The sequence below is a fragment of the Pseudomonas sp. LRP2-20 genome, assembly GCF_024349685.1.
Taxonomy (GTDB): domain Bacteria; phylum Pseudomonadota; class Gammaproteobacteria; order Pseudomonadales; family Pseudomonadaceae; genus Aquipseudomonas.
Window position 1 is genome coordinate 2,429,165 of record NZ_AP025944.1, and the last position, 12,519, is coordinate 2,441,683.

Consider the following 12,519-nt stretch of genomic DNA (forward strand, 5'->3'; position numbering starts at 1 on the left):
GATGCTGGCGGACATCCAGTTGCTGGAGCGCTTTCCGCTGTTTCACTCGCAGGATGTGGCCCAGATGCAGGTGCAGCTGGCCCGCTACCTCTGCCCGCATCGGCTGCGGGTGCTGGACGATGTTGCGCCGCAGTTGCAGGTCAGCGGCGTGGAGTTTGCCGGCGTGCGGCTGCTGCAGTTGCACTACGACGCGCCGGTGGAAGTCAGCCTGGAGGGCACAGGCGCGCAGTACCTGTTCCGCACCACCCTGCAGGGGCAGTGCGAAGTCAGCCACGGCCGCGAGCATGCGGCCGTGCTGCCCCTGCAGCAATTGCTGGGACGCAGCCTGAGGCAGCCGCTGGCGTTCGACGTGCCACTGGCGGCCGACCACCCAGGTGTCCATGCGCTGGGCCTGACACTGGATTACCTGTGCCGGCTGTTCGCCCTGCAACTGAGCCTGGCGCCGTTGCGCCAGGGTCTGGTGGATCACCTGGTGCAACTGCTGCTGACCCAGTTGCCACACAACTATTCCGTTGCGCTGCTGCAACCGACAGGTGCCCCGTTGCCCAGCCATGTGCGCCGGGCCCGCGAGCACATCGAGGCAAACCTGGACCAGCCGCTGGCGCTGGCCACCCTGTGTGCGCTCAGTGGCGTTTCGGTACGCACGCTACAGAATGGCTTTCGCCAGTTCCTCGGGCAGACGCCGGTCGAGTACATCCGCGACCGGCGCCTGCAGGCGGTGCACACGGCATTGCAGCGAGGCGAGGGGAGCGTGACCGAGGTACTGCTGCATTTCGGCATCAACAGCCCCGCGCATTTCACCCAGCAGTACCGGCAGCGCTTCGGTTGCCTGCCCTCCGCCACGCTCAGGGGCTGAAAGCTGCGCAATCGGTAGCCTGCCTGCGCGATCCGCAGCGCCGGCCAAACGCGTGATGGCTAGCATCGGCCTACCTTACCCACGCGGAGTTCCACCCATGCAAATCACTGTTCTTGGCGGCGGCCACGGCTGCTATGCAGCGGCTGTCGAGATGGCCGAGCGCGGCCATGCCACCCGCTTGTGGCGGCGCGACGCTGCGGCCCTGCAGGCACTGCAGGCGATTGGCAGCGTCAGCGTGCGCGATTACCGCGGCACCCGCCAGCTGGCCCTTGGCGACAACCTGCAACTGGTCACCGACCTGGCAGCAGCACTGCAGGGCGCGGACCTGGTGATCATCCCCTTGCCGGCAACCAGTCACGCAGCCCTGGCTGCTGAAGTCGCGCCGCTGCTCAGTGCCGGCCAGGTGGTGTTCCTGCCGCCAGGCACCTTCGGCAGCTACCTGTTTGCCAAGGCCATGCGCGACTGTGGCAACCCTGCCGAGGTGGCCTTCGCCGAAACCGGGACCTTGCCGTACCTGGTGCGCAAGCACGGCGCCGACCAGCTGGTGATCAGTGCCTACGCCACGCGCCTGCCGACTGGCGTGCTGCCCAGCCGCCTGTCGGCGCATGCCTTCAGCGTGCTGCGCGAGGCCTATCCCAGCGTCGAGCCGATCGAAGATGCCCTGAGTGGTGCCTTGATGAACGCCGGGCCGGTCATTCACCCGCCGCTGATCCTGATGAATGCCGGGCCGCTGGAGCATTTCGCGTCGTGGGACATCCACAACGAAGGCACCCAGCCTTCGATCCGCCGAGTGACCAATGCACTGGACGCCGAACGCATGCGCGTGCGCGAGGCGCTGGGCTACCCGGCACCGCACTTCCCCTTGGCCGACCACTACAACTCTGACCAAGGCGATGAGTGGATGTACGGCCGTGGTGCCCATGGCAAGCTCACCGACAGCGGTGACTGGCGCGAGAAGATCGACCTGCAGCAGCACCGCTACATGCTCGAAGACACCCGCCTGGGGCTGTCGCTGCTGGTCTCGGTCGGGCGCTGGGCCGGCGTGCCGACGCCGGTGGCTCAGGGCTTGCTGGCCTTGGCCTCGGCGGTGACCGGGCGTGACCTGTATGGCGAAGGCCGCACCCTGGAAAACCTCGGCCTGGCCGAGCTCGACCGTGAACAGATGGCGGCCTTGCTGCGTAACGGTGTTGCGCCATGAACGGGCCATTACAGCGCATCGCCGTGGTCGGTGCCGGGCGGATGGGCGAGGGCATCGTCCTGGCCTTCGCCCAGGCCGGCGTCCATGTCAGCCTGATCGACCTGAAGGCGCGGCAGGCGCAAGCCCAGGCCAGCTACTTTGAGGCGCTCAGGCGTAATCTTGCCGTCGAGGCGCAGAGCCTGGTGGCCCTCGAGATGATCGGCGCGCAGCAGGCCGAGCGATTGTTGTCGCGGGTTCAACTGCTGACACTGGAGGAGGGCGGCCAGGCGCTGCAAGGTTGCCGGCTGGTGTTCGAAGCGGTGCCCGAAGTGCTCGAAGCCAAGCGCGAGACCTTTGCCTGGATCGACCGGCATGTGGCCGCGGACGCGATCATCGCCTCGACCACCTCGACCTTCCTGGTCACCGAGCTGGCCGCCATGGTCAGCGCGCCTGGGCGCATGGTCAACGCACACTGGCTCAACCCGGCACACTTGATGCCGCTGGTGGAAGTCTCTCGCAGCGCTGCAACCTGCGACGCGGTGGTTGCCGAGTTACTGGCCACCTTGCAGGGCATCGGCAAGGTACCGGTGCTGTGCAACGCCACCCCTGGTTTCATCGTGCCGCGCCTGCAGGCGCTGGTGATGAACGAGGCGGCGCGCATGGTCGAGGAGGGGGTGGCCAGCGCCGAGCAGATCGACCTGGCCGTACGTACCGGTTTTGGCCTGCGCTTCTCGGTACTGGGCCTGCTGGAATTCATCGACTGGGGCGGTGGTGACATCCTGCACCATGCATCAAGCTACCTCAGCCGCCACCTGGGCGAGCGCTACCAGGCGCCCCCTTCGGTGCTGGAGAACATGGCCAGCGGGCGCAACGGCCTGCGCGATGGCGTGGGGTTCTACGACTACCGCGATACCGACCTCGATGCCTACCGCCACGCGCGCCTGGCGAACCTGGTGCAGCGCCTGCACCAGGCCGGGCTGGCGCCGCGCTTTGCCTCAGGCCTTGAAGCGCTCGATCAGCCCTTGCTGCTCTGACGCCAGGTCGTTCAACTGCTGGCTGATCCCCGCCGAGCGCTCGGCCTGGCCGGACAACGAGGCGGTGACATCGCGCACCGCCTCGACGTTGCGGTTGACCTCTTCGGCCACGCTGCTCTGCTGTTCGGCGGCGCAGGCGATCTGCACGTTCATGTCGGTGATCACGCTGACCGCCTGACGAATCTGCGCCAGCGCCTGCAGGGCCTGGCGTGCTTGCTCGGCATTGGCCTGGGCCTGCTGGTAGCTGTGCTGCATGGCGCCGGTCACCTCGTGGGTGCCGTTGCGCAGGTTGTCGATGATCGCGCCAATTTCTTCCACCGAGGCCTGGGTGCGCTGGGCCAGCCCGCGCACCTCGTCGGCGACCACGGCAAACCCGCGGCCGGCGTCACCGGCGCGGGCTGCTTCGATGGCCGCATTGAGCGCGAGCAGGTTGGTCTGCCGGGCAATCGACAGGATCACACCCATCACCGCACCGATCTGCTCGCTGCTCGCGGCCAGGGCATTCAGGCGCTGCATCCCGTCACTCATGCCCGTGGCCAGGGCCTGGATGCCCTGGGTGGTGCTTTCGATCACCTGCACACCGGCGCCGGTGGCCTGGTCGGCATGGCGCGCCGCCTCGGCAGCTTGCGCAGCACTGTGGGCTGCGGCCTGGGCAGTGGCAGACATTTCGTGCAAGGCGGTGGCCATCTGTTCGATTTCGCGGAACTGCTGCTGCATGCCCGCGCTGGTCTGGCTGGCGATGCGCGCCGACTGGTCGGCGGTGTCGCGGGTATCGCGCACACCGCCCTGGACCTGGGCGATCACCGGTTGCAGGCGCTCCAGGAAGCGGTCGAAGGCGCGGCTCAGGCGGCCCAGTTCATCCTTGCCGGGGTAGGCCAGGCGGCGGGTCAGGTCACCTTCGCCTTCGGCGATGTCTTCCAGCAGGTAGGCGACCCGCAGCAGCGGGCGGCTGACACTGCGCGCGGTCAGCCACATCATCGCCACGCCCAGCAGTGCGATGCCCAGGCCAAGACCGATCTGCAGGGCCAGGCTGCGCAGGCGCTGGGTGCGCATCTGTTCCTGCAGGGCGGTGACCGGCGCGCCGAGCACGTCCTTGCCGACACCGACCAGCACGGCCCAGGGGCTGGCTTCAGGCAGGGGCTGGATCGGCACCAGCATGCGCATGTGCCTGGCATCCTCGAACGCCTGAGTATGGCCTGCAGCTGTGGCGCCGAGCATGGCAGCGGCTTGTGCGGGGTGGCGTGCCTTGAGCAGCGTACCGAGGCGTTCGGGGTGGCTGCTGTCACCGGCCAGCAGCCCGGCGGTGCTGACGATGGCGATATCGCCTTGGCCATCGTACAGCGCTGCGGCGGCTTTTTCGGCATCACGTTGCAGGGTCGCCAGGTCGATGTCCAGGCCGATCACTGCAACCACGCGGCCCTGGTCGATCAGGGGCAGGGTCAGGCTGGTGACCAGCCGCGCGGTGCCGCTGGAGCTGTCGACATAGGGTTCGAGCAGGCAAGGCTTGGCGCTGGCGCGCGAGCAGCTGAAAAACGCATTGAACGGCGCGCCGCTGGGGCCGGGCGAGGTGTCGGCCAGCATCTTCTCGTCGCCCGGTACTGCCTGCAGCTGGCCGGGGCCAGGTTGCAGCCAGTACAGGGCGAAGCGGCCCTGGTCGTTGCTGCCAAGGTCCAGCCGGCCGGGGAAGTCGGCGTCGTGGCCGTCCAAAGCATTGGCCTCGAAGGTGATGAACAGCCCCAACAGTTCCGGGCGCCCGGCCAGGGCATCGCGCAGCACCTGGGTGAGGTCGCGGCGCAGTTCGGCAGCGGGCATGCCTGCGCGCTGGCGCAGGTGCATGACCTGGCGGCCGACGCCTTCGGCAAAGGTGTAGGCGTGAGCGAAGCCCTGCTGGATCTGCAGTGCCTGGGCCTGGCCTTCGGCACGCAGGTTGTTGCGCGCGGCGGCCAGCAGCATGGCGCTGGCGCTGCTGCCGACCTGGTCTTCGCTGCTTTGGCGCTGGGCCAGGGCCAGTGCGGTGAGGAGCACGACGACGGCAGCCAGGCACAAGCTGGCGAGCAGGGTGATCTTGTTGTGGATGCTCAAGGCGTTGGTCATGTTGTTGTTTTCCGCGACGCGAGTAGGGCTCGCGGCAGGCTACCGGGGCTTGGCGCAGGGCGGAATGGCTTGAGGGTGGATTGGCAGGCAGGGGCAAGAGGTTGGCACGGGGCGGCAATTTGATTGGGGTTGAGGGCGCTTGTCTTGAGGGTTGTGGTGTTTTTGATATCGAGCGCCGCCCGCGCGGCGCATCGCGAGCTTCGCTCGCTCCTACGTTTGTTTCTGGCCAGTAACGCCTGTGACAGGCGCGCGCGGCCGCCTTGTTGGTACGACGCGATATCGCGCCATGCGCCAAGGCGTTCGCGCGCAAATCCCCCAGGACTGATCGGCCCGAAACAAACGTAGGAGCGAGCGAAGCTCGCGATGCGCCGCGCGGGCGGCGCTCGATCTACCAGGCACTGCAACCCTCAAGGCATGCACTCCAATAAAAAACCCGAACCCTCCCCGCACGGAAAGGCCCGGGCAAAAACCGAGCAAATCTAGGCCTTGGCCTGTGGCTTGATGGAGATCACCGCCAGGGTGGTAATGGCCCCCATCACCACCAGCATAACCGACACCGGCCAGGCATCCTTGTACAGGCTGAACAACGCCGTCGCTGCCAAGGGCGCCAACCCTCCGGAGAAGATCGAGGCGATTTCATGCCCCATGGCCAACCCGGAATACCGCACCTTGGGCGGGAACAGCTCACCCATCAGCGCCGGCTGGGTGCCGATCATCGCGCCATGACAGAAAGCCATGCCCAGCAACGCCGCCAGGTACACCCACACCGGCGAATGGGTATCGAGCATCCAGAAGAACGGAAACGCCAGCACCATCAAACCGACCGAGCCGATGGCATACACCACGCGCCGGCCGATGATGTCCGACAGCCAGCCCCAGAACACGATGGTGCCGGCCTCGACGATCATCGCCACCATCACGCTGGCCAGCACCAGCTGCGTATCCAGCCCGGTGAACTTGGCGTAGGCGATGGTGAACGCCAGGAACAGGTAGGCGCTGCCGTTCTCGGCGATGCGGATGCCCATGGCCTGCAGCACCGCCTTGGGGTGCTTGCGCAGCACTTCCATGGCCGGCATGTGCTCAGGCTTGTCCGCTTGCGCCTGTTCCTCGACGAAGGCCTTGCTCTCCGGCAGGCGCCGGCGAATGTACACGCCGACGCCAAAGATCAGGATGCTGGCCAGGAACGGCACGCGCCAGCCCCAGCTCATCATGTCTTCATGGGGCAGCATCTGCACCAGGTAGAAGGCCGCCGCCGACAGCACGAAGCCACCGGACACGCCCAGCTGGCTCCAGGCCGCATAGAAACCGACGCGATCCTTCGGTGCGTTTTCGCTGAGCAGCAGCACGCCGCCACCCCATTCACCGCCCGAGGCCACCCCTTGCAGCACGCGCAGGATCACCAGGCACGCCGGTGCCAGGTAGCCGGCCTGTTCGAAGGTGGGCAAAAGGCCCATGGCGAAGGTCGCTGCGCCCATGATCGCCAGAGTCATGACCAGGGCCTTCTTGCGCCCGGCCTTGTCGCCGATGTGGCCGAAGATCAGGCCGCCCAGCGGGCGGGCGAGAAAGCCCACGGCAAAACCTGCGAACGAGGCCAGGGTGCCGAGCACCGGGTCGGTGCCGGCGGGGAAGAACAACGGGGCGAAGATCAGCGCCGCGGCCGTGCCGTAAAGGAAGAAGTCGTACCATTCCAGGGCGTTGCCCAGCACCGAGGCGATGACGATGCGGCGCATGGTGCGAGGGTCGGTATCGCGGGTGATGCTGGTGTTGAGGTTAGTCATGAGCCATCTCCATGCGGGCCACTTACCAGAACTTCCAGGTGTAGGAAGTGATCAGGCGGTACTCGGTGTAGTCGTTGCCGTACTTCTGCTGGGTACGCATGTTCTTCAGGTCGAACGACAGGTCCTTGAGCGGGCCGCTCTGGACCACGTAGCTGAGCATGATGTCGCGCTCGCTTTCCTGGTCGCGTGCAAGGCCCGGGCCGCGATCGACGTCGGTGCCTTTGATGTAGCGGGTGAACAGCTTGAGGCCGGGTATGCCCATGGCGACGAAGTTGTAGCCGTAGCGCACCGACCAGCTGCGTTCGTCCGGGCGGATGAAGGGGATGCTCGCCCAGTTCGGCAGCCACAGTTGCGGCACGTAGCCGTTCAGGGTCGGGAACACCGTGTCGCCGGTCATGCGCTGGTAGCTGGCGCCGACCATGTGGCCGCTCTTTTCCAGGGTCACCAGGCCGAAGTAGGCGCGGTTGTCCACCGGGCCGCTGCGCGCGGCGCCGTCTTCACGGTTGTTGAAGTAACCGATGTCGGTTTTCAGCTGGTAGCCGTCGGCGAACTTCAGGGTGTGCTTGATGCCGCCGTAGTCCTGCTTGTAGATGTCGTTGAGCACGCCGTGGAAGTAGCTGCCCTGCAGGTCTGGGGTGAAGTTGTAGGTGGCACCGGCGAAGTCCAGGCCATCGCTGTCCAGGCTATCGTTGGTGCCATAACGGTACAGGCGCTCGTGGTTGGACGACTCGCGGGTGACGATCGACCAGAAGCGCCCGCCCACCAGGGTCAGGTTGTCGATGTCGCGCGATTCGATCACCGCACCTTGGTAAATGGTGTCGAGCTGGCGGCTGGGGTCGTTGGAGGCGACCGGGTAGAACGGCTTCTGGTCACCGATCTTCACCTGGGTCTTGGCGTACTTGAGCTTCAGCGTCGCGCCGCCGCGGCTGTAGTCATCGGCGGCCTGTTGGCGATGCTGGCTGAACGGCAGCGAGCCGTCGTTGCCGGTGGAGTCCAGGCGAAAGGCATACTGGCCATTGAGATCAAGGCCAACGGCCAACGGGGTGTCGGTGTAGCCGGACTCGAACTGCAGGTCGAAGCCCTGCGACCAGTTGCCGACCTTGGATACCGGCGCACTGGAATTGGTGAAATTACGGTTCAGGTAGAGGTTACGGAAGTTCAGCGACAGGTGGCTGTCATCCACCACATCGGCGAAGCTGGTCAGGGGTAACACGGTGCCCACACACAAGCACAACGATTTCGCACGCAACGGCCATTTGAGATCCATGGGGTAATCCTGGAAAGCGTAATCCTGGAAATGTGATCAGTACAAAGTCTCGGCAGTCGTTCAACTGGGCAGAGGCGCTCTGCAGGTCTATGGCCCGCTTGTCTGTCACGTATTGTTTTTGTTGTTCTAGATATCCAGCACCAGGCGCTTGCCGCGCGCCCGGGAACAGCACAGCACGATCTGTTCGTTGCTCTGTTTCTCCTCATCGGTCAGGTAATGGTCACGGTGATCAGGTTCGCCTTCGAGCACATCGCACAGGCAGGTGCCGCACACACCTTGCTCGCACGACACCTCGACCTTGACGCCTACTTCGCGCAGGGCGGCAGTCAGGGTTTGCCCGGCTTGCACCTGCACGGTCTTGCCGCTGCGTGCGGCGACCACCTCGAAGCTGTCGCCCGAGGTGTCGACCTCGGCCTGGAAGTACTCGTGGTGGATGTGCTGCTCATCGAAGCCTTGCCGGCGTGCGCCCTCGATCACCCAGTCCATGAAGCCCGTCGGGCCGCAGGTGTACAGGTGCACGCCGGGGCTACCCGGGCCGAGCACGCGGGCCAGGTCCAGTTGCTGCTCGGGGCCTTCGTCGCTGAAATGGGTGAACACGCTGGCGGCGAACGGCGCGGCCAGCAGTTCATCGACGAAGGCGCAGCGGCTGCGCGAGCGGCCGCGGTAGTGCAGCTCGAACGGCTGGCCCTGGGCGTGCAGGGCATGGGCCATGGCGATCATCGGCGTGATGCCGATGCCGCCACCCAGCAGGATCGAGCGTTGCGCATTGCCAGCCAGCGGGAACAGGTTACGCGGTGCACTGATGCGCATCGGCGTGCCGGGCTGTAGCTGTTCGTGCACCGCCACGGAGCCGCCGCGGGACTGGTTGTCCTTGAGCACGCCGAGGCGATAGACATCGGCTTGTGCCGGGTCGCCGCACAGCGAGTACTGGCGGACCAGGTTGGGAGCCAGGTGCAGGTCGACGTGGGCGCCGGCGGCAAACTGCGGCAGCGCCCGGCCATCGACGGCGGCCAGTTCCAGGACGACCACGTTGCCCCCTTGCACCTCGCGGGCCTGGACGATCACATCGAGCAGTTGATCGTTCATCAGCCTGGCCTCAGAGGATGTAGCCGATACCGGCAAGGGCATCGTCGCTGTTGATCAGGCTGATCACCTTGCGGTGGATCCTGAAGCCGCCTTCAGCGCGGACCAGGGTGTAGGTCAGGTCGGCGCTGTAGTGCTTGAGGCTCTCCTTGCGGAACTCGCGGATGTTCTGCGCGGCCCGCACGGTGACGTTGACACCGTCGTCGGCCAGCACGCGAAAGCGCGAGATCGTGCGCACGGTGCGTGGTTGCGGGCTGGTGGAAATCGACTCGCCACCGATCAGCCGCTGCACGCGCAGGCCACGCATGTGGTGGTCGTCGTAGGCGTAGTTCAGGGTGTTCTCGTAGTCGGTCTCTTTCGGGTTGATCGGGATGATGTAGGTCCCGTTTTCGGTCCACAGGCTCAGCCAGGTGTCGTATTCACCGTGGTCGAGCATGTCGCCTTCCTGCCAGATGAACGCGGTGACTTCATTGAGCAATTGCAGGTTCATCATTTGGCCTCCGCCGTCATCATCTTCTTCCACTGCTGGTACGCCGCGCGCATGCCGGTTTCGGCACTGACGTCGGAGACCAGGCCATCTTCGCTGGGCTTCTCGCCCGGCAGGCCGCGGTTGAGCATGATCCACAGGTTCTCGCCGGCATTGGCGCCTTTCTGCACCCGCTCCCAGGCCTCGGAGTCGTCCGGCGTGCCAAAGCCCATCGGGCCCTGGAAGTGTTCATGCAGACGCAGGCGGTAGCGGTTGGCCGCAGCCGGGCCGCCGTCCATGGTGATCACCGAGTGATGGATTTCCGTTTCCGTGACCGAGATCGGTTGCAGCACACGGAAGAACGCCATCGAGCAGGCGACGTTGGGGAACAGGTTGAGGTTGAAGCCCGAACCGCCGACGGCGCGGACGATACGGCGTACCTGCTGCTCCTCGATGCCTTCGTCGCGCAGTTCCGCAGCGAGGCTTTCAAAACGCTCCGGGATCGGCTTGTCGAGGTCGGCTTCAAGGTCCACCAGCTCGGGAATCATCACCATCACGCTGTGGCCGTTGCCCAGGTCCTCGACGTAGCCGGGGCCTTTGACGAAGTCGAACAGCTCCAGCGTCTGCTCGTCCACCGAGGACAGGAAGCTCTTGTGCACCAGCGGGAAGTGGTAGGCGTCGGTGGTGTTTTCCAGCTGGATCTTCCAGTTGCCGGGGAAGCGGAAGCGGTGCTCGCCGGGGACCTTGATGCCGTAGCCGGCGCCTTGCTTCATGAACAGGTCCATCCACTTCTTCGCCGCACCGAGGAAGTCTTCCAGCGGCTCGATATCATCCTTGAAGGTGGCGAAGACCATGCCGGCGTAGCTTTCGGTGCGCAGGCTGACCAGCGGCAGCTCGGCCTTGTCGATGCAGTCGCCGTAGCTTTCCGGGTGCGGGATGCCGCGCAGCGAGCCGTCGAGGGCGTAGCCCCAGCCGTGGTACGGGCAGACGAAGCTGTTGGTCTTGCCCTTCTTGTGCTCACAGACCGTGGCGCCGCGGTGGCGGCAGCGGTTGAGCAGCACGTTGATAGCTTTCTTGCGGTCACGCACCACGATCACCGGCTGCTTGCCGATGTAGGTGGTTTTGTAGCTGCCGGCCTCGGGCACTTCGCTTTCGTGGGCGACCCAGATCCAGGTGCTGTGGAAGATCTTTTCCAGCTCGGCGTCGAACAGCGCCGGGTCGGTGTACAGGGAGGTGTGGACGCGGTCGGGCTGCACCAGCTCGGCCGGGTCGAGCGTCAGGTTGACGGTGGGGATCAGGTTGCTCACGGGGTCACCTATGTGGGGCGATTTCTTATGTGAGCAACGCTAAAGGGCAGGGGGGAGGGGCTCAATGACAGCGGCGGGCAAAGTCGTTGCGTTTTGCGCAACAACTTCGAAAGCTGCTGCGATCCCCTGTGGGAGCCGCGCTTGCCGGCGATGGGCCGCAAAGCGGCCCCAGGATTTTCGGCATTTCGGGAGACCTTCAGGCAGCAGGCGAGGGCTGCGCCCTCGATCGCCGGCAAGCGCGGCTCCTACAGGTATCGCGTCGTCTTTCGGTCAGGCGTTAGCTGCCATGCGTACCGCTCTCGCCATCTCCATGGCCAGCTCGCGGCTCAATCCATCCAGGGTGCGCCCGCGCCGGGTAACGATCTGGATATCGGTCGCATTCATCGCCGGGCAATCGATGGCCAGTGCCTTGAACGTGCCGCTCTTGAGCTCGTCGATGATCGGCAATTCGGCCAGCAACGTGGCGCCCATGCCGGAGCGGACGAAGTCGAGGATCACCGCCAGCGAATTGGAGGTGAGCGTGGGCACGATGGCGAACGGCTGGTCCTTGCAGGCGGCATCCGCCAGTTCACGCACGCGGAAGTCGGCACCCGGCAGCACCAGCGACTCGCGCGCCACTTCTTCCAGGCTGACCGTGGTACGCCCAGCCAGCCGGCTGTCGCGGTGCACGATCATGCGCAGTGGCTGGGCCAGGCTGAACAGGCGGGTCAGGCGCGCGGTGGCACTGGGGGCGAAGATCACCCCCAGGTGCGCCTCGTCGGCCAGTACCCGGCGCTGCACCTCCAGCGAGGGCGCACTGATGATTTCGGCCTTGTGCGCGCCATGGGCATGCAGAAAGCCTTGCAGCGAATTGATCGCCCGGGCACCCAGCAGGCCCTCGCCGATGGCGATTACGGTCGACGCCTGCTGCTGGCCGCGTAGCTGGTCCAGGCGATCGACCAGTTGGGCGTGCTGGCGGATGCGTTCGACGTAGTAGTCCACGGCAGCCTCGCCGGCAGCCGTCAGGCAGATGCGGTGGGTGCCAGGGCGGACCAGTTCGATGTCCAGTTCCTCTTCCAGCCGGGCGATCTGCCGGCTGACCGATGAGGTGGCGACGCCCAGGGCTTCGGCGGCGGCGCGCATGGAGCCTTTGTCGTGGCTCAGGTGCAGATAGCGCAGGCGATGGTCCTGCAAGTCGATGTGGCGGGTGGGCATGGCCTCGACCTCGGGGTAATCACGGCAGGCATTGGCGTGTCCCCATTGATCCTGGTGGGGCGCTGGCTGTTGTTTTTATGGGCGCGGCGCGGGTGGCCGGCCTTGTTGCGCTCCTTGCCTGGCCATCCTACACCAGCTTTTTTCTCTCCGGAATCATGTGAAAAGTCGACTAAAAATTTTCCGGCATATTGCCGTGCGCGGTTAGTTTTTTTAGCTGGGTTTTCATGACCAGCAATCGATGTAAAAGCCGATATTAATCAATT

At 65.5% G+C, this 12,519-nt stretch carries 10 protein-coding genes and 1 pseudogene; 3 read left to right on the top strand and 8 right to left on the bottom strand.

Annotated features, from left to right (window positions below; genetic code table 11):
* Position 1 precedes the first annotated feature (1 nt).
* The 3 genes from OCX61_RS10725 (at position 2) to OCX61_RS10735 (ending at position 3,067) form a co-directional block, all read left to right on the top strand.
* Positions 2–856, top strand: a complete 855-nt coding sequence (locus tag OCX61_RS10725; RefSeq protein ID WP_261943752.1) for a helix-turn-helix transcriptional regulator — start codon at positions 2–4, stop codon at positions 854–856.
* 97 nt (positions 857–953) lie between these two features.
* A complete protein-coding gene (locus tag OCX61_RS10730) occupies positions 954–2,054 on the top strand; it encodes an NAD/NADP-dependent octopine/nopaline dehydrogenase family protein (protein ID WP_261943753.1) in 1,101 nt (366 codons plus the stop codon).
* Positions 2,051–3,067, top strand: coding sequence for a 3-hydroxybutyryl-CoA dehydrogenase (locus OCX61_RS10735; RefSeq protein WP_261943754.1), 1,017 nt, complete (start codon positions 2,051–2,053; stop codon positions 3,065–3,067). Before OCX61_RS10730 ends, OCX61_RS10735 begins: the two co-directional genes overlap by 4 nt.
* Here the strand turns inward: OCX61_RS10735 and OCX61_RS27330 are convergent.
* From OCX61_RS27330 to OCX61_RS10770, 8 genes and pseudogenes are all read right to left on the bottom strand, one after another.
* The gene (locus tag OCX61_RS27330; protein WP_400811531.1) at positions 3,029–3,784 is read right to left on the bottom strand and encodes a methyl-accepting chemotaxis protein; all 756 of its coding nucleotides are present in this window, start codon (positions 3,782–3,784) and stop codon (positions 3,029–3,031) included. The genes OCX61_RS10735 and OCX61_RS27330 overlap by 39 nt on opposite strands.
* A gap of 150 nt (positions 3,785–3,934) precedes the next feature.
* Positions 3,935–5,161 (bottom strand): annotated as a pseudogene (locus tag OCX61_RS27335) (cache domain-containing protein); the annotation flags it as partial.
* Positions 5,162–5,640: 479 nt separating this feature from the next.
* The gene (locus OCX61_RS10745) at positions 5,641–6,939 is read right to left on the bottom strand and encodes an MFS transporter (protein WP_261943756.1); all 1,299 of its coding nucleotides are present in this window, start codon (positions 6,937–6,939) and stop codon (positions 5,641–5,643) included.
* Between the two features lie 22 nt (positions 6,940–6,961).
* On the bottom strand, positions 6,962–8,206 hold the full coding sequence (locus tag OCX61_RS10750) for an OprD family outer membrane porin (RefSeq protein ID WP_261943757.1): 1,245 nt from the start codon (positions 8,204–8,206) through the stop codon (positions 6,962–6,964).
* A gap of 126 nt (positions 8,207–8,332) precedes the next feature.
* Positions 8,333–9,292 carry a PDR/VanB family oxidoreductase gene (locus tag OCX61_RS10755; protein WP_261943758.1) on the bottom strand — a complete coding sequence of 320 codons (960 nt, stop codon included), beginning with the start codon at positions 9,290–9,292 and terminating at the stop codon, positions 8,333–8,335.
* Positions 9,293–9,302: 10 nt separating this feature from the next.
* Positions 9,303–9,779, bottom strand: coding sequence for an aromatic-ring-hydroxylating dioxygenase subunit beta (locus OCX61_RS10760; RefSeq protein WP_261943759.1), 477 nt, complete (start codon positions 9,777–9,779; stop codon positions 9,303–9,305).
* Entirely contained in the window at positions 9,779–11,062 is a 1,284-nt protein-coding gene (locus OCX61_RS10765) for an aromatic ring-hydroxylating oxygenase subunit alpha (protein WP_261943760.1), read from the bottom strand. The genes OCX61_RS10760 and OCX61_RS10765 overlap by 1 nt, the downstream gene beginning before the upstream one ends.
* A gap of 270 nt (positions 11,063–11,332) precedes the next feature.
* Positions 11,333–12,256, bottom strand: coding sequence for a LysR family transcriptional regulator (locus OCX61_RS10770; RefSeq protein WP_261943761.1), 924 nt, complete (start codon positions 12,254–12,256; stop codon positions 11,333–11,335).
* Positions 12,257–12,519: the final 263 nt, after the last annotated feature.